This window comes from Micromonospora globbae (genome assembly GCF_036184225.1).
Classification (GTDB): domain Bacteria; phylum Actinomycetota; class Actinomycetes; order Mycobacteriales; family Micromonosporaceae; genus Micromonospora; species Micromonospora globbae.
This window is the reverse complement of the sequence record NZ_CP108084.1, coordinates 1,041,431-1,060,242: the sequence shown is the minus strand read 5'-3', so window position 1 is coordinate 1,060,242 and position 18,812 is coordinate 1,041,431. Positions and strand designations below refer to the sequence as shown.

Here is an 18,812-nt window from a genome sequence, read left to right as displayed (position 1 = left end):
GGCGGGTCAGGCCGCAGCGGGCACCGCGGCGTTCTTCTCCGGGTTCACCATCCACAGCACGTGGTCGATGCCCTCGGTCGAGGCGCTGACCGTCAGGAGCCCGTACACCTCGCCGCCGCGCCACAGCACGGCCGAGGTGCGGCCGTTCGTGCTGGCCCACCGCACCTCGACGCCGTCCCAGAACCAGCGGATCGCCGCCAGGTACTTCGCCACCCGCGCCACGCCCACCAGCCGGCGGCGCGAGACGCCCACCCTGCCGTTGCCGTCGGCGATGTTGGTCACGTCCGCCGCGAAGAGCCGCTCCAACTCGGCGAGGTCGCCGGAGCGGGCGGCCGCGACGAACGTGGCGAGCAGTTCCCTCTGCGCGGCCGGGCTCACCGGCGTACGCCGCTGTTCCGTCATGTGGCGGCGCGCCCGGCTGACCAGCTGGCGCACCGCCGGTTCGGTGGACCGCAGGATGTCGGCGATCCGCGCGTACGGGTAGTCGAACGCCTCCCGCAGGACGTACGCGGCGCGCTCGTGGGGCGTGAGCCGCTCCATGAGCAGCAGCGCCGCGAACTCCAGGGCCTCGTCGCGCTCGGCGCCCAGGTAGGGGTCCGCGCCCGTGTCGACGGGTTCCGGCAGCCACGGTCCGACGTACGTCTCACGCCGCACCCGCGCCGACCGCAGCGCGTTGATGGCCAGGCGGGTGGTCGTGGTCGCCAGGAACGCGGCCGGGTTGACGACCGCCGTCCGGTCGGTCGCCTGCCACCGCAGCCACACCTCCTGCACGAGGTCCTCGGCCTCGGCGGCGCTGCTGAGCATGCGGTACGCGATCCCGAACAGGCGTGGCCGCAGGCTCGTGAAGACCTCCGCGGCCTCCGTGAGGTCGCCCGCGCCGTCCCGCGCGCGATCCGCAGCGGATTCCTCCATCGCCCCCCCGTCCGACCCCGTCGCGCCTGCCGTCACGTCCGCCCGCGGCGCCCCGCCGCCCGGCGACCCGCCGCGGACTCAGCCGCCGGTGGAGCCGGTGGAGCCGGTGGCCTCGACGATCGACACGGGAGTGCCCAGCTCGACGGTGCGGGAGACGGTGCAGAGCCGATCGTGCGACTGCTGCAGGGACCGGGGCAGCGCCTCGCGCGCCCGGTCGCCGTCCGCGCCCTCGGGGAACGCCACGGTGAACGTGACCGTGAGGTTCGTCATCCGGTTGCCCCCGGTCTCGTCCCGGATCTTGTCACCGGTGACCTCGACGGAGAACCGGGTCGGCTCGGCGCGGCGACTGGTGATGTGATCCACGTCGATCGCCGTGCAGCCCCCGATGGCCGCCAGCAGCAGCTCCACCGGGGTGAAGCTGCCGTCCTCGCCCGCGCCCATCGACACGGAGCCGCCGCGGACGTTCCGCACGACGTAGTTCCCCAGGCTGGTGCGCTCGATCTCCACCGAACGGAGCGTGTCCTCACTCATGACAGGCACGCTACCCGGACGATCCGATGCCCGAGACACCGCGACCGGCGAGGGTCGGACCGGCCCGGGGGGACGCGCCCGCCGGCCCCCTTGGCGTACGCTGACGCTCGACTACTACAGCCCGTCGTTCTCGAACCGGGCCACGGAGGTGTCAGGGTGACCGACGACGACGCGGACGTCACGGCGTGGGCCCTCGCTGCCGGCAGGGGTGACCGGGAGGCGTGCGCCCGGTTCGTCCGGGCGACCCAGCAGCGCGTCCACCGGTTCCTGTCGGCGCTGGTCCCCCCGTCGGAGGCGACCGACCTGACGCAGGAGACGTACCTGCGGGCGGTGCGGTCGCTGCCGTCGTTCGCGGCGCGGTCGTCGGCGGTGACGTGGCTGCTCGCCATCGCGCGGCGGGTCGCCGTCGACCACGTCCGCGCGGCCACGTCCCGGCCGCGCACCGTGCCGATGGCCGACGAGTACGACGTCCCGGACGCCCAGCGGGAGGGGTTCGACCGGGAGGTCGTGCTGGAGCAGCTCATCGCGGCGTTGCCGGCGGACCGGCGGGAGGCGTTCGTGGCGACCCAGATCCTCGGGCTGTCCTACGCTGAGGCGGCACAGGTGTGCGACTGCCCCGTCGGCACCATCCGCTCCCGCGTCGCCCGGGCCCGTGAGGATCTGGTCGCCGCCGTGAACGGCCGATCGGTGTCGCACCGGCGGGCACCGGGCAGCGCCGCGGGCTGAAGCGCCGCTGACCTGCGCCTATTTCCACTCCCCCGGGAACCAGGAGGGCCCGCTGACCGACTACCGGTACATGGGGTGCGAGCAGTGGCGTGAAATCCTGTCGGCGCAACTCGACGGCGAGGCGACCGCCGCCGAGCAGGCCGGAGTCGAGAGCCACCTCGACGGATGCGCCGGCTGCCGTGAGTGGCTGGACCGGGCCGCGGCGGTGACGCGCCGTTCCCGGCTGACCCTCACCGGTCAGGGCCCCGACCTCACCGCCGAGATCCTCGCCGCGCTGCCGGCGCCCGCCCCCCGTCGTCGTGGCCTGCGGGCGCACGTCGTGTTGACGCTGCGGGGGCTGCTGGGGCTGATCGGCGCCCTCCAACTGGTGCTGGGGCTGGCGCAGGTCGGCCGGAGCCCGGCCGCCGGGCACGACCATTCCGGCGGGCTGATGTCGGGGCACCTCTGGCACGAGTCGGCGGCGTGGAACATCGCCGTCGGCGCCGGATTCCTGTTCGTGGCGGCTCGGCGTACCCGGCCGACCGGGCTGGTGCCGATGTTGAGCGCGTTCGTGGGCACGCTCGTCCTGCTGTCGATCAACGACCTGCTCCTCGGCCGGGTCGACGTCACCCGCCTGGTGAGCCACGGTTTCCTGCTCAGCGGCTACCTGGTGGTCGTCGCGCTGTCCCGGCCGCGCCGGCAGCCGGACGACCCGCGGACGGGCGATCGCGGTGACCGGCCAGGCTGGCGGCTGCGGGTCGACGAGACGTCGGAGCAGCCCTCGGCACCGCTGCGGCTCGCCCCGCCGTACCCCGGTGAGGCGCGCACCCGCGACTCGCGGGCCGCCTGAGCCGCAGCGGCGCGGGACTCACCGGGCGGGAACGACCGGGGACCGCACCACCGGTGCGGCCCCCGGGCTGGTGTCACTTGGCGAGGAAGGCCAGCAGCGCTTCGTTGACCTCGGCGGCGTGCGTCCAGAGCAGACCGTGCGGGGCACCGGGGATCTCCACGTACTCGGCCTGCGGCAGCCGCTTGTGGAACTCCCGGGCGGTGGCGTCGATCGGCAGGATGTTGTCCGCGGTGCCGTGCAGGATCAGCGCCGGCACGTCGATCTTGTCGATGTCGGCCCGGAAGTCGGTGACCCACGTCGGCACGGCGGCGCTCGAGGCGTACCAGGAGGCGCCGGCGGCCACGTTCCAGCTGTTGCGCAGGGCTTCCTCCGAGAGCCGGCTGCCCAGGTTCTCGTCCGTGTTGTAGAAGTCGCGGTAGAAGTTTGTGAAGTAGGCGTACCGGTCGGCGGTGACGGCGGCGAGGATGCCGTCGAAGACCTCCTGCGGCACGCCGGTCGGGTTGTCCTCGGTCTTGAGCAGGAACGGCTCCAGCGAGGCGAGGAAGGCTGCCTTCGCGATGCGGGCCGAGCCGTACCGGCTGAGGTAGCGGGCGACCTCGCCGGTACCCATGCTGAAGCCCACGAGCACGACGTCGTTCAGGTCGAGCGTCTCCAGCAGGGTGTTCAGGTCGGCGGCGAAGGTGTCGTAGTCGTAGCCGACGGTCGGCTGGCTGGACTGGCCGAAGCCCCGCCGGTCGTAGGTGATGACGCGGTAGCCGGCGTCGAGCAGGACCGCGCTCTGCTTCTCCCAGGAGTGCCCGTCGAGGGGGTAGCCGTGGATGAGCACGACCGGCTGTCCCTGGCCGTGGTCCTCGTAGTAGAGGTCGATGCTGGTGCTGTTCTCGGTCCCGACAGTGATGTACGGCATGACGCCCTCCCGTGGCAGGTGCAGAGAACGCCCGTTCTCCGCTTCCGTGACGTAGCCTAGAGAACGGACGTTCTCAGCGCCAGTCCCCCGCGCTCTCCGCGCCGTGAGCGTCGTCACCCCCAGCCGCAGAGGAGGAGGAACCGTGCCGGCACAGGCCGACGAGGTGATCCGCGAGAAGGTGCTGACCGTCGCCGACCGGCTCTACTACCGCCGGGGCATCCAGGCGGTCGGCATGGACGCCCTACGGGCCGAGGCGGGCGTCTCGCTGAAACGCCTCTACCAGCTCTTCCCCTCGAAGGAACACCTCGTCGAGGAGGTCCTGCACCGCCGGCGCCAACTCTGGAACGGGCTCGTCGAGGCCGCCGTGGCGACCGGCGGAACCCCCCGCGACCGGCTGCTCGCCATCTACGACATGCTGGCCCGCTGGTTCGACGAGGACGACTTCCGCGGCTGCGTGTTCATCAACACGTTCGGCGAGCTGGGCGCCACCACGCCGCGGATCGCCGCGCTCGTCCGCGAGCACAAGGCCGAGTTCCAGGCGCGCGTTGCCCAACTCGTCGCCGAGGCCGGCGGGCCTCCGTCACTCGCCTTCCAGCTCGCCATCCTCGCCGAGGGAGCGCAGACCACGGCCGCCATCGCCGGCACGAGCGAGGCCGCCGGTCACGCCCGCGACGCCGCCGCCACGCTCATCGACTCCGTCCTGGCCGCCACCGCGACGGACTGAGCACGGGCACCGGCCCGACGACCAGCCGCGCGCCCCGCGACGGGCGGGGTCAGCGCCGACGCGGCGTGATGAGCCCCGACTCGTACGCCCACACGACCAGCTGGGCACGGTCGCGGCAGTGCAGCTTGGTCATTGCCCGGTTGACGTGGGTCTTGGCGGTCAACGGGCTGATCACCATGCGCTCGGCGATCTCGTCGTTGCTCAGTCCCCGCGCCACGAGCTCGACGATCTCCTGCTCGCGGGCGGTCAGCACGTCGCGCCCGGCCGCCGGGTCGGCCGGCGGCGGGCCGGCGACGAACTCGCTGATGAGCGTCCGGGTGACCGCCGGGGCGAGCAGGGCGTCACCGCGCGCCACCACCCCGACGGCCTGCAACAGGTCGGTGGGGTCCGCGTCCTTGAGGAGGAAGCCGCTCGCGCCCGCCCGGAGCGCCGCGAAGACGTAGGAGTCGAGCCCGTAGTTGGTGAGGATGAGCACGCGGACCGCCGCCAGGTCGGGAGCGTCCGCGATGCGCCGTGTCGCCTCGATGCCGTCGAGCCCCGGCATCTGCACGTCCATCAGCACGACGTCCGGACGCAGGCGACGGGACAGGTCGACGGCCGACGCGCCGTCCGCGGCCTCACCGACCACCTCCAGGCCGTCCTCCGCGTCGAGCAGCGCCCGGAACCCGGCCCGCATGAGCGCCTGGTCGTCGGCGAGCAGGACGCGGATCACGCCCGCGCGCTCGGTCACGCAGCACCGTCCAGCGGGAACGTCGCCCGCACCGCGAACCCGCCACCGTCGCGGGCGGCGGCCTGGAGCGTGCCGCCCAGCCCGGTGACCCGCTCGCGCATGCCGCGCAGGCCCACACCCGGTGTCACCGGCCGGACCGGCGACGCCTGGCCGTCGTCGGTCACCGAGACGGTCAGCTGCGCCGGGCCGTACTCGATGTGGATCTCGGCGGTGGCCGGGCCGGCGTGGCGGGCCACGTTGGTCAGGGCCTCCTGGACGACGCGGTATCCGGCCTGGTCGACGTCGGCGGGCAGGTCGCGGGGCTGGCCGGTGACGGTCACCTGCACCGGCACGTTGGCCGCCCGGGTCCGCTCGACGAGTTCGCCCACCCGGGCCAGCCCGACACGCTCCCCGTCGGAGGGTGCGCGCAGGACGTCGAGCGTGGCCCGCAGCTCCCGCATGGCGGCGGCGCTGGCCTCCTGGATCGCCAGCAGCGCGGCCGACGGTTCCTCGCCGTGCTTGCGGGCCAGGTGCACGGCGATCCCGGCCTGCACCTTGATCACGGAGATGCTGTGGGTCAGCGAGTCGTGCAGGTCCCGGGCGATGCGCAGGCGCTCCTCCCCGGCACGGCGCAACGCCATCTCCTCACGGGTGCGTTCGGCCTCGACGGCCCGCTTCTCGACCTGTTCCAGGTACGCCCGGCGCTGCCGCGCCACGAGGCCCGCGACGTTGGCCGCCACGAACCAGCCCAGCAGCAGGGCGGTGCGCTCGACGATCTGCTGCCCGGGCCGTCCGGCGGGCGCGATCGAGACGTCGCGGGCCAGGAAGCCGCCGAGGAACACGACGCTGGCCAGCAGGGCGGGCGCGCGCCGGCCGAGCCAGGCGGCCATGTAGACGGTGGCGAGCACGGGGAACGCCGCGGTCACCCCTGCGTGCACCCGGACGTGCAGGGCCAGCATGGCGGCGGTCACCACCGCCAGCGCCACCACGGGGTACCGCCGGCACACGGCGAGGGCCGCGGCCATCGCCAGGACGAGCACGACGTCGAGCGCCCGCACCGGCCCGGCGTCCGGCGTGAGGGCGGCGTTCGCCAGCAGGAGGACACCGAGGAGGAGGCCGCCGAGGGCGTACGGCAGATCGCGGCGCATGATCGCACTGTAGAACGGCCGTCACCAGGGAGCATCCCGCGGACGCGGTAGATGCGGCGTACCGCGGACGTGGTATCGGCGGCCGGGCAGGTGCCTGCGGTGGCACGACGCTTTCCCGGCCCGCCGCGACGAGCATCGAGCCCATGACATATCGCTTCTTCTCCCCGGCGAAGCCGTCGGCGGCGACCGGGCTCACGGCGAAGGTCTACCAGCAACTGCGGGACGAGTTCCTCGGGCCGGCGCCCACCTTCCAGGCGCTCGCGGCCGCGCCGGAGGTGATGGCCGCGACCTGGGCCCTGATGCGCGAGTCGCTGCTCGCCGGCGACGCGTCCCGGGTCGAGCGGGAACTGGTCGCGGCGGCGGTGTCCCGGGCCAACCGCTGCCGGTTCTGTGTGGACGCGCACGTGATGCTGCTGCACGCGCTGGGCGAGCACGCGCTGGCCGAGGTGATCGCCCGCGGTACGACGCCACCGGAGCCGGTCCACGCCGAGCTCGCCGCCTGGGCCGCGGCCAGTCGAACCCCCTGGTCCACCGACTGGACCAGCCCCTACCGCCCCGAGGTCACGGGCACCCTGCTCGCCTTCCACTTCATCAACCGGGTCGTCTCGGCGCTGCTCGACCCGGACCTGCTGCCCGGTGGCCTGCAACGCTCCTCCGTGGTGCGGTCGGTCGGGGGCCGGCTCTACGCCCGGACCGTCCGGGAGCCGAAGGAGCCCGGACGCAGCCTGCCGCTCCTGGACGGCGGCACGACCGCGCCGGCGTGGGCCGGGGACAGCCCGGTCGGCGTCGCGTACGCGTCGTTGCGGGACGTCGCCACGCGGGGCGGCGACCTGCTGGGTGACCTGGCGCGCCAGACCGTCACGGCCACCGTGCGCTGGGAGGACGGGCGATGGCCGGAGCGGCCCACCGAGTGGGCCGCCGACCTGCTCCGGGACGTGCCCGGCGAGGACCGCGTGGGTGCGCGCATCGCGTTGCTGTCGGCGTTCGCGCCCGCCGCCATCCGCCCGGCCGACGTCGCGCTCTGGCGACTGTCCCACCCCGCCGACGCCGACCTCGTGCGGCTGGTCGCCTTCGGCGCGATCACGGCCACCGACCACGTCGCCCAGGCCCTGTCCCCGGCCCATCTCTAGGAGGTCAACCATGCGCAAGGCCCTCGTCGTCGTCACGACCGTGTCGCTCTTCGCGTACGTCCTGCAGTTCGTCTTCGCCGCCGTGGGCGCGTTCACGAAACCCGCGGACGACGGCGCGTTCGCGCTGCACAGCGTCACCGGGATGGCGGTCATCCCCGCCCTCACCCTGCTCACCGTCCTGTTCGCCGTCCTGGCGAAGGCGCCGGGCCGGCTCGTCGGGCTGGCGCTCCTGCCCCTCGGTCTCGTCGTCCTCCAGGCGCTCATCGCCATGCTCGCGAACTCGTTGACCGACGCGTCGGGCGGCAGCACCCCGTTCGGCCTGACCGTGGCCGGGCTGCACGCGCTCAACGGAATCATCGCGGTGCACGTCGTGGTCGCCGTCCACCAGGGCGCGCGGAAGCTGGCCCAGCCGGCGCCGGTGGCCGCCACCCGGGTGGCCGTCCGGGAAGGGGAACCGGCGTGAGCGTGGGCTCGCTGATCGCGGCCGACCTCGTGATCGCGGTCCTCGCGGCCGCCGGGTGGCTGGGCGGCGGTGCCGCGGCGGCCGCCCGGCGACGGCCGCTCGCGCTGGCACTCGCCGGCTTCGCGCTGCTCGCCACGGTCGGGCGCGCGGTCACGGTCACCGCGCTCGCCCGCGCCGGCTGGTGGTTCGCGGCGGAGAAGGTGCTCATCGCCGGCCCGCTCTCGCTCGCGGCGGTGGCCGTCGCCGTCCCGCGGCTGCTGCGCGCCGGCGACATCCGGTCCGTCGCGGTCCCGCTCCTCTTCGCCGGGTACGCCGGAAGCGGCGCCCTGCTCGTGACGGTCCTGCACGGATACCCGGCGTCGGCGGGCGCGGGTCTGCTCACCGTCGCCGGGGTCCTCGCGGCGACCGCCGTCTCGTGGCGCGTCCTCGGGGCACGCCCGTCGGGGACGGTCTCCCGGACGGCCGTCGCGGTGGCCGTCGGGGCGCTGGTGACCGGGACCGGCCTGGCCGTCGCACCGGCCGCCGCTCCCGCCGTGACCCACGACCACCGGTACGAGGCCGCGCCGGAGGTCGGCGAACCCACCCGACGGTTCACCCTCACCGCCGGAACCGCGACGGTGCGGGTGAGCGGGCGGGACGTCGAGGCGTGGGCCTTCAACGGGCAGGTTCCCGGGCCGGAGCTGACCGCCACCGTCGGGGACGTCCTGGAGGTGACGCTGCGCAACCGGGACATCGGGCGGGGCGTCACGCTGCACTGGCACGGGTACGACGTGCCGAACAGCCAGGACGGGGTGCCCGACGTGACGCAGGACGCGGTGCTGCCCGGACAGGAGTTCGTCTACCGGTTCCGCGCCGACCAGGTCGGGACGTACTGGTACCACACCCACTCGGTGTCCGACGTGGGCGTGCGGAAGGGTCTCTACGGCGTCCTGGTGGTGCGCCCGGCGCCGGCGACCGGCGTCGACGTCACCGTGCCGGTCCACACGCTGGCGGGCCTTCCGCTGCCGGCGCCCCGGACGGAGCCGGTCGGGGCGGGGACGCCGGTGCGGCTGCGATTGATCAACACCGACAGCACCACCCACCGGTACGCCCTGGCCGGCACCCCGTTCCGGGTCGCCGCGATCGACGGGTCGGACCTGCGGGGGCCGACGCCGCTCGCGGACACCGCCGTCCTGATCCCGGCCGGTGGCCGCTACGACCTGGTGTTCACCGCACCCGCCACACCGGTGGCGCTGTTCGTCGACGGGCGGGCGGTCTACTCGACCGGACCGGTGTCGGCGGAGACCGGCCCGTGGCCGGTGCTGGACCCGCTCACCTACGGCGTCGCCGCCCCGGTGCCGTGGTCGCGGTTCGACAAGGAGTTCCCCCTCGTCCTCGACCGCGGCCTCGACCTGCACGGGCTGCTCCCCCGGTACGCCCACACCGTCAACGGGGCCGCCGACCCGGACATCCCGACCCAGGTCGTACGCCGCGGCGACGTCGTCCGGTTCACGATCGTGAACCGGTCACTGGTGGTGCACCCGTGGCACCTGCACGGCCACCACGTCCTGGTGCTGTCCCGCAACGGGAAGCCGGCGACGGGGAGTCCCCTGTGGCTCGACTCCTTCGACGTACGCCCCGGTGATGTCTGGGAGGTGGCGTTCCGGGCCGACAACCCCGGCACCTGGGCCAACCACTGCCACAACCTGCCGCACGCCGACGCCGGCATGATGCTGCACCTCACGTACTCGTGATCCCCGGCCGGGCGGGGGATCGGGTCAGCCGGGTGTCCACGCGAAGTGCGCCGTGGCGGCGACGGCGAGGGCGAGGAAGGCGACGGGGAAGGCGATGTTGTGGAACACCCGGGCGCGGACGTGGGCGAGGACCGCGCCGACGAAGAACGCGACGAGCCCGACGGCGGCGGCCAGCCCGACGGGACGCGGTCCGAGGAGGCCGACCACCAGGCCGACGACCCCGGCTCCCTCGAGTGTCGCCAGGTACGGGATCCACCGCGGCGCGACGCCGACCTCGGTGGAGTTGCGCACCACGAACCGTGCCCGGACCGCCTTCGCCGCCACCTCGAACGCGTTGGCGAGGATGCACAGGACGGTCCCGGCGAGCGTGACGGTCGTCACCGCGCGTACCTCCCCAGCACGTGGAGGGTCTGCGGCGGCACCGGGGCGCCCGCCCAGTCCGCGACCCGGGAACGGAACTCCCCCGCCGCGCGGATGCCGAGGAGCGGGTTGGCCGCGCCGTCCGGGAGCCGGAGCGTCAGCAGGAACTCGGGGCCGTCGCCGACCCGCGCCGCGGTGTACTCGATGCCGGCCGGCCCGGCCTCCTCGACCGCGGCGAACAGGTGCCGGATGGCCTCCTCCACCTCGGGCACCCGTTCGGCGGGGGCGGTGAATCGGACGATCTGTACACTCATCGGTGCCTCCGTGTGCGCTCGTTCGTCGGATGTCTTCCCTCTCGCCCTCCTGACGCTCGGCACGCACGAAAGGTGACCCCACCGTGGATCTCGTTGAGCACTTCGAGGCTTCCCGGCCGCGGCTGCTGTCGCTCGCCCACCGCATCGTGGGCTCGCACCACGACGCCGAGGACGCGGTGCAGACCGCCTGGCTACGCGCGCAGTCGGCCGACCCGGCGCAGGTGACCAACCCGGACGGGTGGTTCACGGCGGTGACCGCACGGCTGTGTCTGGACCTGCTCCGGGCCCGCCGCCGCCGCGGAGAGGTGCCGCTCACGGCCGACGACGTCCCCGGCGAGCAGATCGCCGTCGACGAGGCGTTCCTCCGTCGCGAGGAGGTGTCGCGGGCCCTGCTCGTCGTCCTCGGCGAACTGTCCCCCCGGCAGCGGGTGGCCTACGTCCTGCACGACCTGTTCGCCGTGCCGTTCGACCAGGTGGCGGCGGTGCTCGACACGACAGCGGCCTCGGCGAAGAAGCTCGCCAGCCGCGCGCGGCTCCGGCTCGAAGGCGCCGGCCCGGCGGACCCGGGGCGGCTCGGGAAGGAGACCGACGTCGTGGACGCCTTCCTCGCGGCCGCGCGCGGCGGCGACATCGCGCGGCTCGTCACGCTCATGGCACCCGACGTCGTCCGTACGGCGGACCGGCGTCTGCTTCCCGCCGGTGCGCGGGCGGTCGTCCGGGGCGCCCGGGCGGTCGCGGAGGAGACCCGAGCCTTCGTGGACCGCATCGCCTCCGCCGTTCCGGTCGTCGTCGAGGGCCGCCCGGGAGCGCTGATCGCGCCCGGCGGGCACCCGTACGCGCTGATCCGGATCCGCGTCCGGGACGGGCTGGTCACCGGGATCGGCATCGCCCCCTACGAACCCGGCGTCGTGTCCCTGCCGGCGGCCGGCTGACCACCCGGGCGGCGGGACGGGTGACGCCCCGACCTCCCGGGTGCGGCGTGGGTCAGGCCGTGCGGCGGGAACGGGCCGTGGCGAGCCAGCCGAGGGCCACGGCGACCAGGCCGATCGCGAGGGCGACGAACCCTCCGACGATCCCGTAGCCGGTGCCGGGCCCGCCGTCGGCGGCGGCCACCACGATCCCACCGATGGCCATGCCGACCAGCCCCGCCGTGAGGGCCACCATGCCTCCTCGCCGTCCCGTGCCGGCACCGCGGGCGGACCGGGCCAGGGCCAGGCCACCGACGACCACGCCGGCCAGCGCCACCAGTGCGGCCACGCTGCCGGCGAGCCGCCCGGCGGTCAGGGTGTAGGCGTCGACGGCCGCCGGCTCGGCCGAGACGTACGCGACCGCGGGCCGGGCGAGCCCGGCGGCGCCGGTCAGGACTGCGGCGGACAGATGGTGGACGGACATGTGCTGCTCCTCTTCTCCCAGGACGGGTGCCGTCTGATCGTCTCCGCGGGTCCGTCCCCTGTCGTCCTGCCGGCGCGGTCACTTCCCGGTGCCGCGTGCGGCGTACCCGGCTGCCACGGATGCGGTAGGGGGCGCGGCGCTACTGCGGACGCGGTACCCGGCGGTCGTCCCTCGGCAGGAGTCACGCGAGGACGGATACGGCTAGGGTTCGCGCATGGGCAGGGGACGCGTCGGTGTCAGCGACTGGGCCATCGCCGTCGGCGTGGCCGCGATCCTCCTGGCCACCGGGCTGTCCGGGCACCGTCCCGCCACCGGCGTCGACGTGCTCGGTTCCGCGCTGCTGGCGGCCGGCGGCCTGGCGCTGCTCGCGCGCCGCCGCGCCCCGGTTGCCGTTCTGGCCGTCACCGGGCTGTGCGCCGTGGGCTATCAGGCGGCCGGGTTCGACGTGCCGGCCGTGGCGTACCTCGTGGCGGTCTACGCCGCCGTGCGGGAAGGCCGGCGCACCGCCACGGTGGTCGTGAGCGTGCTGATGCTGGCCGCTCTCCCCCTCGCGGCGATGGCCTCCGGCCTGCACGACACGGGCGAGGCGTTCGCGCGGGCCCGGGGTGCCCTGGAGCTGGCGTGGCTGATCGCCGCGGGGGCGGCGGGCGAGGCGCTGCGCCAGGCCGAGCGCCGCGCCGACGAGGCCGAGCGCACGCGCGAGGAGACCGCGCGGCGACGCGCCAACGAGGAGCGGCTGCACATCGCGCGGGAGCTGCACGACTCGCTCACCCACCAGATCTCCGTCATCAAGGTGCAGGCCGAGGTCGCCGTCCACCTGGCACAGAAGCGGGGCGAGCAGGTGCCGGAGGCCCTGCTGGCGATCCGGGAGGCCGGCCGTGAGGCGGCCCGGGAACTGCGGGCGACCCTGGAGGCGCTGCGCGACGACGACAAGAACCCGCCGCGGGGACTCGACCAGGTTCCGGAACTCGTGCGACGGGCCCGGACGGCCGGCCTGGACGCGAAGCTCACGATCGAGGGCCACCGCAACGACGTGCCGTCCGCGGTGGACCGCACGGCCTACCGGATCGTGCAGGAGTCGCTGACCAACGTCGCCCGTCACGCCGCCGCGGCGACGGCGTGGGTACGGATCGACTACCGTCCCGACGCTCTGGTCATCCGGGTCGACGACGACGGCACGGCCACGTCGGACACCACGCCGGTGCCCGGTGTCGGGCTGCTCGGGATGCGGGAACGCGTCACCGCCCTCGGCGGTCGCCTGCGCGCCGCGCCGCGCCGCGAGGGCGGTTTCACCGTCCAGGCCGAGCTTCCCGTGGACGCGTCGTGATCCGTGTCCTGCTGGTCGACGACCAGCCGCTCATCCGCAGCGGATTCCGGGCGCTCCTGGAGGTCGAGGACGACATCGAGGTGGTGGCCGAGGCGGCCGACGGCGGCGAGGGCGTGGCGCTGGCGCGGCGACATCTGCCCGACGTCGCGCTCATCGACGTGCAGATGCCGGTCGTCGACGGGATCGAGGCGACCCGACGCATCGCCACCGACCCGGCCCTCGCCTCGGTGCACGTCGTCATCCTCACCAACTACGGCTTCGACGAGTACGTCTTCAGGGCGCTGCGCGCCGGCGCGGCCGGGTTCCTCGTGAAGGACATCCAGCCGGAGGACTTCCTGCACGCCGTGCGGGTGGCCGCGCGCGGCGACGCCCTGCTCGCACCGTCGATCACCCGGAAGCTGATCAACCGGTACGTCACCCAGCCGGTCGACGCCGCCGCGAGCAGGACCCTGGAGGGGCTGACCAACCGGGAGCGCGAGGCGGTGGCCCTGGTCGCGCAGGGCCTGTCCAACGACCAGATCGCCGAGCGCATGGTCATCAGCCCGACGACCGCGAAGACCCACGTCAACCGGGCCATGGCCAAGCTGCGCGCCCGCGACCGCGCGCAGCTCGTGGTCCTCGCCTACGAGTCCGGTCTCGTCGCGCCCCGAAGCCGCTGAGGCCCCTCTCTCCCCGTAGGCCACGCGGTGGTCATGAAGGCGTCGTCGGGAGACGCCGGCGACACCTTCATGACCCGGCGGGGTCTCCACGGTCGGGGCGCAGGTCGGTCCTCGCCGCGCCGGTCGACGGGTCGTACGGGTAGGAGAGGTGCTGGTGCACCATCAGCCAGGCGCCGTTCCTCCGCTGGAAGACCCGGGTGCCACGCGACCAGCTCTCCACGGTGGGAGGGCCGGTCACCCGCATGTGGTTGAGACCCCACGCGACGGCCAGGTCGCCGTCGACCAGGATGGTCAGGTCGGGGACGCGCCAGGTGACGGTGCCGTCGCCGGACGCTGCGAGGCCGGCCTCGCAGACCTCGCGTACGGCCTGGACGCCGTCGTACCGCAGGGGCTGCTCGTGCTCGTAGGAGACGACGTCGTCGGCGATGGCGGCCATCAGGCCGTCGAGGTCCTTGGCCGCCGTGCTGTCGAACCAGCGCTCGTGCAGCAGGCGGAGGTCCTGCTCGGCGGCGTGGTCGCCGTCCGCCGTGGCGGCGGGCCCGGCGAGGGGGAACGAGTGGTGCTCGTGGGTGACCACCCACCGGCCGTCCCGCTTGCGCAGGCCGAGGGTCAACCGCAGCCGGTTCTGCGGGTCGTCGGCGAGGTCCTGGTCGGTGCCGCAGCGCAGCAGGGCGTACGCGAAGGCGACGTCGTCGCCGGCGGTGACCTCCAGTGACTCGATCTCGAACGACGCGCCCCCGGCCTGCCACCGGAAGAACGGAAGCCACGTCTCGCGGTATGCGTCGAGGCCGCGCACGCCCTCGTACGGCGGCGGCACGTCGAACATCACGATGTCCTCGGCGTGGTCGGCGAGGACACCGGCGAGGTCGCCGCCGTGCACGGCCTCGGCCCAGCGCTCGATCAGGGTGCGGATCTGTTCCTCGTTGGTGGGCATGCGCTGCTCGGTCCTTCCGGGTCGGTGTGTCCGTCAGGACTACAACCCGGGCCGGCGCGGAAAATCATCGCGTGGGCGGGGCGGGCGGTCAGGGCAACCGGACCGGCAGCCCGAAGGCGGCGAAGTCGGCGTCGAGGAACGACACCACCTCGGCCACCCGCGGGCCGCGGAGCGCGAGCACGTCGAGGCCCGCCGGGACGTACGCGCCCCGCTCGTCGTTCCACAGGTACGTGCCGAACGCGAGCTGCCCGTTGGCCCGCGCCGGCAGGAAACGCCAGCGGTGCCGCCGCACCGCGTCGTCCAGGAACCGGCGGATCCCGTCGTGGCCCGCGTACCACACCCGCAGCGGCGGCATCGAGTACCGGGCGTCCTCGGTCAGCATCGCCACGATGGCGTCGACGTCACCGGCCTCCCACGCGGCCACGTAACGCCGCGCCAGCTCCCGCTGGGCGGCGTCGCCGAGGGAGCGGAGGGTCCGCTGCTGGCTCGCTTGCGGAAGCCTCACGGCGAGCACCGCGCGGGCCCGCTGGAGGGCGCTGTTGACGGCGGCGACCGTGGTGCCCAACAGGTCGGCGACCTCGCCGGCGGCGTAGCCGAGGACGTCGCGCAGCAGCAGGACGGCCCGGTGCCGGGCCGACAGGTGCTGCAGGGCGGCGACGAACGCCAGCTCCACGCTCTCCCGCGCCACGACGCGCGCCTCCGGGCTCAGCTGCGCCGTCCAGCCCATGAGCCGATCCGGGTACGGCTCCAGCCACGCCACCTCGGCCGAGGGCACACCGGCCGGGTTCAGGTCGGTGGGCAGCTCGCGGCGCCCCCGCCGCTCGATGATCGTCAGCGACCGGTTCGTCGCGATCCGGTAGAGCCACGGACGGATCGACGCGTGGTCCTCCAGCCGCCCCAGGTTGCGCCACGCCCGGTCCAGGGCGTCCTGGATCGCGTCCTCGGCGTCGTGGACCGACCCGAGAAGCCGGTAGCAGTGGGCCCGCAGTTCGTCCCGCAACGGCCCCACGAGACGGCCGAAGGCGTCGCCGTCACCCGCCTGCGCGGCGGACAGCAACCGCGCCGCCTCCGACACGTCCACCCGGCCCGGGCTGCTCCCACGATCCGCGCTCACCCCCGCCAGGCTACGTCGACCCTCCGACGCCGGACGGGCGGCACGGCGGCGCTCAGTCCGTCGACTCGGCCGGCAGGCTGTCCATGAACGAGCTGACCGAGAAGACCGCCCGGCCCGGTCCGGGCGGACCGTACCCGGGCGGGCTGGACAGGCCGTTGGCCTCCATGGTCGCGCGGTACACCTCCAGCAGCCGGATGTGGTACTCCAGCGGCGCGCCCTGCGGGTTCGCCCGGCCGAGCGGGGTGGTCGGCTCGGGGCACCAGGTGGTGAACCGTGGGGTGATCCCCCGCGACATGAAGTACTGAAGGCCCTCCGCGGTCGAGTCGATGGCCTCGTCCACGCTCGTGAAGCCGTGCGGGGCCGCCATCTCGACGCCGGCGACGAAGTTCGGGATGACGTTGCGCGGGCCGAAGACCTCGGCCGATTCGAGGATGCGGCGGTGCCACTCCTCCCGGCCCACGTACCGCTCCTTGCCCGGGCAGTACAGCTCGAACAGCCGCTTGTCCCACACCTCGTAGTTCGGGTGGTAGATCCGGATCCCGTAGTCGTGGAAGCGCTGCACGTCCTCCCGCGGCAGCGCCTGGGCGACCACCTTGCCGATCCACCGGCCCGGGAACCGCTCCTCGATCGCCTGCGCGTAGCGGCCGTAGAAGTCCGCCTCGGCCAGCCCGTCGACCTTCGAGGTGATGCTGCCGCCGGTCAGCGTGTACGCCTGGGAGGCGCGGGCCGTGTCGTACCGGTCGATGATCGCCAGCGCCTCGAGGACCTCGTCGACCGGCTTGACGCCCGTGTACGGGCGGCCGGCCTTCTTGTGCTGGCGCCAGTTGTGGTTGATGTCGCAGTACTGGCACTCCTCCTTGGCGCCGAAGTACTGGCAGACCCGGAACACGGTCAGGTAGATGAGGTAGCCCCACTGGATGGTCGGCGCCACCTCCATGACCGACTTGCCGTTGGCGAGCGTGTGCCGGTAGTAGTCCGGCATCGGGGGCAGGCCCACCTCGGCGATCGCCCGCCCGTCGAGGAACAGCCTCAGCCGGCCGTCCTCGTCCGGCTTGACCCGGTACGGCGAGTCGGGGTTGGTGCGGACCGACACGACCGTGCGGCGCAGCTCGTAGGGGCCGCCGGTGAGCACGATCTCCTCCGGCGGCCGGCGCAGGGCGGCGGCGCCCAGTTCGGGCAGCGTGCGGTGGTCGAACGAGAAGATGAAGTACGACTTGGGCTTGACCTCGCCGTTCTCGTTGTCGGTCAGCGCAGAGTCGTCGAAGGCCAGGCCGCCGCGCAGCAGGTCCTCCTTGATCACCGCTTCACGGGGCACGTGGGGGAAGCGCCCCATGAGGTCCTCGATGAGATCCGTACGCGACTGCATGCGCCCTCCCCGTGTCGGTTGTTCGCCGCGCCTGGCGACGGCGTGAGACCGGGCGGGGAACTCCCCGGGGACCGCCTCGGCAGCCAACCCGCCTGGCTCGGCAGTGACGGCTCCTGTGGCGTGCAGGGGCCGTCGCGAGGCATTTCGGGCCTGGAAGGCCCGCGTTCGAGAGATGTCGACCGTACCACTCCCGTTCGGGCACGTTCGGCGGACTGAGATCCACTTCACGGGGGTTGACCTCAAGTGACGTTCAGGTATTAACGTCCGGATGTTGCCCCGGCGTGGGAGCCGGCGCCCCACGGGCGTCGACGCCGCCCGCCGCTCCCCGCTCCCCGCCACTGTCGGAAGAAGGATGAATCTGATGCGACTGCCACGCCTCTTCACCCCGCGCACCGTGGTGAGCGCCCACTGCGACCTGCCCTGCGGTGTCTACGACCCGGCTCAGGCGAGGATCGAGGCCGAGTCCATCAAGGCGATCTGCGAGAAGTACCAGGCCAACGACGACCCGGAGTTCCGGACGCGGGCCCTGCTCATCAAGGAGCAGCGGGCCGAGCTGGTCAAGCACCACCTCTGGGTGCTGTGGACCGACTACTTCAAGGCGCCGCACTTCGAGAAGTACCCCCAGCTGCACGGCCTCTTCAACGAGGCCACCAAGCTGGCCGGCGCGAGCGGGGCCAAGGGGTCCGCGGACCCGGAGGTGGCGGACCGCCTGCTCGCGAAGATCAACGAGATCGCGGAGATCTTCTGGGAGACCAAGCAGGCCTGACGGCCACGGGGCCGGCCGGGCGGTGACGCCGCCGGCCCGCTGGGTGGGCGGTGGCACCTCGGAGGTCGGGGTGCCGCCGCCCACCGCCGCGTTCGCCGGGAGCCGGCCATTCTCCGGCCGTGGCGTTACGCCGGAGCCCGGGCCCGGCCCGCTCGCCCGCCGGTCCCGGCCGACCGCGGCGGACCGCCGACCAGTCGGCGGTCGAGCCGGAACACGGCGACGAGTCAATGGTCAGCGACATCGAGATGTGTCAAGTTGGCGACACTTCGCCGATGCCACGGCCGCCGTGCCGGCTAATACGATAGGCGCATGTCACCAAAGGTCTCGATTGTCGCCACGGACCGCCACCGCGATCCTGGCCCGCGGCCGGGCGCCGACGTGACCTTTCTTCCGCTCGCCGAGGACGGCGACATCGGGATCTACCCCGACTCCACCCCGGCCCTGATTCAGGAACTGCGGGCCGCGGGGCTCGCCGTCGACACCTGGCATCCTGCCACGGAATGCGATTTCGTCTCGTCACGCGGTCTCGTGACCGACACGCTGCTGCAGATCGGCGTCGGGATCGGCTCCTCCGCCGGCTGGTACGCCCTCCAGTCGCTGCTGCGCCGGCGGGGCGGCCAGCTCAGCGTGCGGGCGATCCTCGACGACGGTGCCCAGCGACGACGCGTGGAGGTGACCGGAGAGGCGGCCGACGTCGTCGAGGCGCTGGAACGGCTCGACCCGTTCGCGTCGGAGCGGCCCTGATGGCGCCGGCCGCAGTGCCCCGCC

22 protein-coding genes are annotated in these 18,812 nt (G+C 73.7%); 11 read left to right on the top strand and 11 right to left on the bottom strand.

The features are described 5' to 3' along the window. Positions 1-6: 6 nt before the first annotated feature. Both OG994_RS04760 and OG994_RS04755 read right to left on the bottom strand, forming a co-directional pair. Positions 7-912 (bottom strand): sigma-70 family RNA polymerase sigma factor, encoded by a 906-nt coding sequence (locus OG994_RS04760; RefSeq protein WP_120326494.1) that lies wholly within the window; start codon positions 910-912, stop codon positions 7-9. A 78-nt stretch (positions 913-990) separates the two neighbouring features. Next, a complete protein-coding gene (locus tag OG994_RS04755) occupies positions 991-1,443 on the bottom strand; it encodes an OsmC family protein (RefSeq protein ID WP_120326495.1) in 453 nt (150 codons plus the stop codon). Between the two features lie 156 nt (positions 1,444-1,599). Here OG994_RS04755 and OG994_RS04750 point away from each other — a divergent pair, with 156 nt between their 5' ends. Then, complete coding sequence (locus OG994_RS04750) at positions 1,600-2,169, top strand: sigma-70 family RNA polymerase sigma factor (RefSeq protein ID WP_328852328.1); 570 nt, start codon at positions 1,600-1,602, stop codon at positions 2,167-2,169. A 70-nt stretch (positions 2,170-2,239) separates the two neighbouring features. Next, complete coding sequence (locus OG994_RS04745; RefSeq protein ID WP_120326497.1) at positions 2,240-2,998, top strand: zf-HC2 domain-containing protein; 759 nt, start codon at positions 2,240-2,242, stop codon at positions 2,996-2,998. A 73-nt stretch (positions 2,999-3,071) separates the two neighbouring features. Here OG994_RS04745 and OG994_RS04740 read toward each other — a convergent pair whose 3' ends face one another. Continuing rightward, on the bottom strand, positions 3,072-3,905 hold the full coding sequence (locus OG994_RS04740) for an alpha/beta fold hydrolase (RefSeq protein ID WP_328852327.1): 834 nt from the start codon (positions 3,903-3,905) through the stop codon (positions 3,072-3,074). Between the two features lie 142 nt (positions 3,906-4,047). Here OG994_RS04740 and OG994_RS04735 point away from each other — a divergent pair, with 142 nt between their 5' ends. Beyond that, complete coding sequence (locus tag OG994_RS04735; RefSeq protein ID WP_328852326.1) at positions 4,048-4,629, top strand: TetR/AcrR family transcriptional regulator; 582 nt, start codon at positions 4,048-4,050, stop codon at positions 4,627-4,629. A gap of 49 nt (positions 4,630-4,678) precedes the next feature. Here OG994_RS04735 and OG994_RS04730 read toward each other — a convergent pair whose 3' ends face one another. Next, positions 4,679-5,341, bottom strand: coding sequence for a response regulator (locus OG994_RS04730; RefSeq protein ID WP_120326697.1), 663 nt, complete (start codon positions 5,339-5,341; stop codon positions 4,679-4,681). A gap of 14 nt (positions 5,342-5,355) precedes the next feature. Beyond that, positions 5,356-6,486, bottom strand: a complete 1,131-nt coding sequence (locus OG994_RS04725) for a sensor histidine kinase (protein ID WP_328852325.1) — start codon at positions 6,484-6,486, stop codon at positions 5,356-5,358. Between the two features lie 143 nt (positions 6,487-6,629). On the opposite strand from OG994_RS04725, the gene OG994_RS04720 reads away from it, so the two are divergent. From OG994_RS04720 to OG994_RS04710, 3 genes are read left to right on the top strand one after another with little or no spacing between them, the layout of a single operon-like run. After that, positions 6,630-7,616 (top strand): carboxymuconolactone decarboxylase family protein, encoded by a 987-nt coding sequence (locus OG994_RS04720; RefSeq protein ID WP_328852324.1) that lies wholly within the window; start codon positions 6,630-6,632, stop codon positions 7,614-7,616. A gap of 10 nt (positions 7,617-7,626) precedes the next feature. Then, positions 7,627-8,079: a DUF6220 domain-containing protein gene (locus tag OG994_RS04715; RefSeq protein WP_328852323.1), complete on the top strand. Its 453-nt coding sequence runs from the start codon at positions 7,627-7,629 to the stop codon at positions 8,077-8,079. Then, on the top strand, positions 8,076-9,812 hold the full coding sequence (locus tag OG994_RS04710) for a multicopper oxidase family protein (RefSeq protein WP_328852322.1): 1,737 nt from the start codon (positions 8,076-8,078) through the stop codon (positions 9,810-9,812). Before OG994_RS04715 ends, OG994_RS04710 begins: the two co-directional genes overlap by 4 nt. 24 nt (positions 9,813-9,836) lie before the next feature. On the opposite strand, the gene OG994_RS04705 is transcribed toward OG994_RS04710, so the two are convergent. Then, positions 9,837-10,193: a DoxX family protein gene (locus OG994_RS04705; RefSeq protein ID WP_328852321.1), complete on the bottom strand. Its 357-nt coding sequence runs from the start codon at positions 10,191-10,193 to the stop codon at positions 9,837-9,839. Next, on the bottom strand, positions 10,190-10,486 hold the full coding sequence (locus OG994_RS04700; protein WP_328852320.1) for a hypothetical protein: 297 nt from the start codon (positions 10,484-10,486) through the stop codon (positions 10,190-10,192). The genes OG994_RS04705 and OG994_RS04700 overlap by 4 nt, the downstream gene beginning before the upstream one ends. An 83-nt stretch (positions 10,487-10,569) precedes the next feature. Between OG994_RS04700 and OG994_RS04695 the strand changes: the two genes are divergently transcribed. Next, complete coding sequence (locus OG994_RS04695; RefSeq protein WP_120326504.1) at positions 10,570-11,418, top strand: sigma-70 family RNA polymerase sigma factor; 849 nt, start codon at positions 10,570-10,572, stop codon at positions 11,416-11,418. Between the two features lie 52 nt (positions 11,419-11,470). Here OG994_RS04695 and OG994_RS04690 read toward each other — a convergent pair whose 3' ends face one another. Next, a complete protein-coding gene (locus OG994_RS04690) occupies positions 11,471-11,878 on the bottom strand; it encodes a DUF6223 family protein (protein WP_120326505.1) in 408 nt (135 codons plus the stop codon). 214 nt (positions 11,879-12,092) lie between these two features. Between OG994_RS04690 and OG994_RS04685 the strand changes: the two genes are divergently transcribed. Both OG994_RS04685 and OG994_RS04680 read left to right on the top strand, forming a co-directional pair. Next, positions 12,093-13,205: a sensor histidine kinase gene (locus tag OG994_RS04685; RefSeq protein WP_328852319.1), complete on the top strand. Its 1,113-nt coding sequence runs from the start codon at positions 12,093-12,095 to the stop codon at positions 13,203-13,205. After that, a complete protein-coding gene (locus OG994_RS04680) occupies positions 13,202-13,864 on the top strand; it encodes a response regulator (RefSeq protein ID WP_120326507.1) in 663 nt (220 codons plus the stop codon). Before OG994_RS04685 ends, OG994_RS04680 begins: the two co-directional genes overlap by 4 nt. A gap of 67 nt (positions 13,865-13,931) precedes the next feature. Here the strand turns inward: OG994_RS04680 and OG994_RS04675 are convergent, their stop codons facing one another. The 3 genes from OG994_RS04675 to OG994_RS04665 all read right to left on the bottom strand — a co-directional run bounded on the left by OG994_RS04675 (position 13,932) and on the right by OG994_RS04665 (position 17,278). Next, positions 13,932-14,798 carry a YybH family protein gene (locus tag OG994_RS04675; protein ID WP_328852318.1) on the bottom strand — a complete coding sequence of 289 codons (867 nt, stop codon included), beginning with the start codon at positions 14,796-14,798 and terminating at the stop codon, positions 13,932-13,934. Between the two features lie 88 nt (positions 14,799-14,886). After that, on the bottom strand, positions 14,887-15,873 hold the full coding sequence (locus tag OG994_RS04670; RefSeq protein ID WP_240032759.1) for a sigma-70 family RNA polymerase sigma factor: 987 nt from the start codon (positions 15,871-15,873) through the stop codon (positions 14,887-14,889). Between the two features lie 91 nt (positions 15,874-15,964). Beyond that, entirely contained in the window at positions 15,965-17,278 is a 1,314-nt protein-coding gene (locus tag OG994_RS04665; RefSeq protein WP_120326509.1) for a radical SAM protein, read from the bottom strand. Between the two features lie 361 nt (positions 17,279-17,639). Here OG994_RS04665 and sodN point away from each other — a divergent pair, with 361 nt between their 5' ends. Continuing rightward, on the top strand, positions 17,640-18,044 hold the full coding sequence (sodN, locus tag OG994_RS04660; RefSeq protein ID WP_328852317.1) for a superoxide dismutase, Ni: 405 nt from the start codon (positions 17,640-17,642) through the stop codon (positions 18,042-18,044). Positions 18,045-18,422: 378 nt separating this feature from the next. Beyond that, positions 18,423-18,788: a hypothetical protein gene (locus OG994_RS04655; RefSeq protein WP_328852316.1), complete on the top strand. Its 366-nt coding sequence runs from the start codon at positions 18,423-18,425 to the stop codon at positions 18,786-18,788. The last annotated feature ends 24 nt before the right edge of the window (positions 18,789-18,812 follow it).

Coding starts and splice junctions, on each gene's coding strand:
- sodN (WP_328852317.1), top strand. CDS start 17,640: ATGCGACTGCCACGCCTCTTCACCCCGCGCACCGTGGTGAGCGCCCAC.
- OG994_RS04720 (WP_328852324.1), top strand. CDS start 6,630: ATGACATATCGCTTCTTCTCCCCGGCGAAGCCGTCGGCGGCGACCGGG.
- OG994_RS04675 (WP_328852318.1), bottom strand. CDS start 14,798: ATGCCCACCAACGAGGAACAGATCCGCACCCTGATCGAGCGCTGGGCC.
- OG994_RS04690 (WP_120326505.1), bottom strand. CDS start 11,878: ATGTCCGTCCACCATCTGTCCGCCGCAGTCCTGACCGGCGCCGCCGGG.
- OG994_RS04700 (WP_328852320.1), bottom strand. CDS start 10,486: ATGAGTGTACAGATCGTCCGATTCACCGCCCCCGCCGAACGGGTGCCC.
- OG994_RS04685 (WP_328852319.1), top strand. CDS start 12,093: ATGGGCAGGGGACGCGTCGGTGTCAGCGACTGGGCCATCGCCGTCGGC.
- OG994_RS04725 (WP_328852325.1), bottom strand. CDS start 6,486: ATGCGCCGCGATCTGCCGTACGCCCTCGGCGGCCTCCTCCTCGGTGTC.
- OG994_RS04755 (WP_120326495.1), bottom strand. CDS start 1,443: ATGAGTGAGGACACGCTCCGTTCGGTGGAGATCGAGCGCACCAGCCTG.
- OG994_RS04665 (WP_120326509.1), bottom strand. CDS start 17,278: ATGCAGTCGCGTACGGATCTCATCGAGGACCTCATGGGGCGCTTCCCC.
- OG994_RS04760 (WP_120326494.1), bottom strand. CDS start 912: ATGGAGGAATCCGCTGCGGATCGCGCGCGGGACGGCGCGGGCGACCTC.
- OG994_RS04745 (WP_120326497.1), top strand. CDS start 2,240: ATGGGGTGCGAGCAGTGGCGTGAAATCCTGTCGGCGCAACTCGACGGC.
- OG994_RS04715 (WP_328852323.1), top strand. CDS start 7,627: ATGCGCAAGGCCCTCGTCGTCGTCACGACCGTGTCGCTCTTCGCGTAC.
- OG994_RS04740 (WP_328852327.1), bottom strand. CDS start 3,905: ATGCCGTACATCACTGTCGGGACCGAGAACAGCACCAGCATCGACCTC.